This window comes from Amycolatopsis sp. NPDC004625, assembly GCF_040609695.1.
In the GTDB taxonomy this organism is placed as follows: Bacteria; Actinomycetota; Actinomycetes; order Mycobacteriales; family Pseudonocardiaceae; genus Amycolatopsis.
Genome location: NZ_JBEXKX010000128.1, coordinates 1 through 1044, shown reverse-complemented (window position 1 = coordinate 1044; position 1044 = coordinate 1). Strand labels below are relative to the sequence as shown.

The following is a 1044-nucleotide window of genomic DNA, read 5'->3' as shown; positions in this document are numbered from 1 at the left end:
TTAAATTGGTTCCTTGTTTTGAGAGTTCTAATAATAAAGATTTCGCTTGGTCATGTTCGAGATAAGGTTTTTTTAAATGAGATTTTTGTGCTAATTTTTTCGCATAAAGATTCGGAGAGAGTCCATATGTTTCTCCTGAAATTTTCAGCTTATTGTATTGTTCTTCAGATAATCTAAATTGAATGTACTTTGTTTGATTTTGTGATACTTCTTTCTGATCCATAAATAGCCTCCTCAAAGATAAAATGCCCCAGCGCTCATTCCTCAATCGCCCTTTGTCATTGATTTTGTAATAAGCATTGCGCCCTATTCGGTTACAATCCTCACAACAAAATAGCAAATATAAACCCATAAATACTGCTGTAAGCTATCACATTGTAATACAAATTACTTCGTTCTTGTATTACAATGTGGCTTGAAAAGGGGGAAGTTTCACTTTCCCCTTTTATCCCCTTTGGATTGTGTCGATTTGCTTTACGCAAACGCCACCTACCCATTTTATAAAAATAAAATGAGCAAAAGATCTTTCTTTTTGTCATACAAAAAGAAGAAAAAAAAGAGACGATTTTCTTCTTCCGAAATCGTCCCTCTTTTTTCTAAAACCATGGATGAACGAACAAAAAATCTCTCGTATTTTGTTTGTTCATCCACTAAAAATATGCGAACAGTATGGCTTCATTCAATCCTGTTCTTACAAGTCAAAAGCATCGAATCGTCCTTGGACGATTCAACAAAAAAAGTAGTTGTTTTTGGACGACTACTAAGTTCTAAACATTCATTACCCAAAATCAATTTGGTCTAACATCGTTTCTCGACTAGCTTGATCTAATCCAAGATATGTTAAAGTCATGGCTTCGCTTGAATGGTTTAATAAATGCATGACTAAACCAATATTATAATTCGACTGCGTATAAACACGATAAGTGCCTGTTTTACGCATGGTATGCGTCCCTAGATAGTTGATTTCTAAAAGATCACCAACACGTGCCATGGAGCTATACTATAAAAGTGGACAGAAAATTGGGTGTTATAATCTGTCTATTA

At 34.3% G+C, this 1044-nt stretch carries 1 protein-coding gene and 1 pseudogene; both read right to left on the bottom strand.

All coding sequences use genetic code 11. The annotated features are described in order from the left end of the window. Positions 1–223, bottom strand: a pseudogene (locus tag ABZW17_RS46735) (mobilization protein); the annotation flags it as partial. A 555-nt stretch (positions 224–778) separates the two neighbouring features. Further along, on the bottom strand, positions 779–991 hold the full coding sequence (locus tag ABZW17_RS46730; RefSeq protein ID WP_354829483.1) for a hypothetical protein: 213 nt from the start codon (positions 989–991) through the stop codon (positions 779–781). Positions 992–1044: the final 53 nt, after the last annotated feature.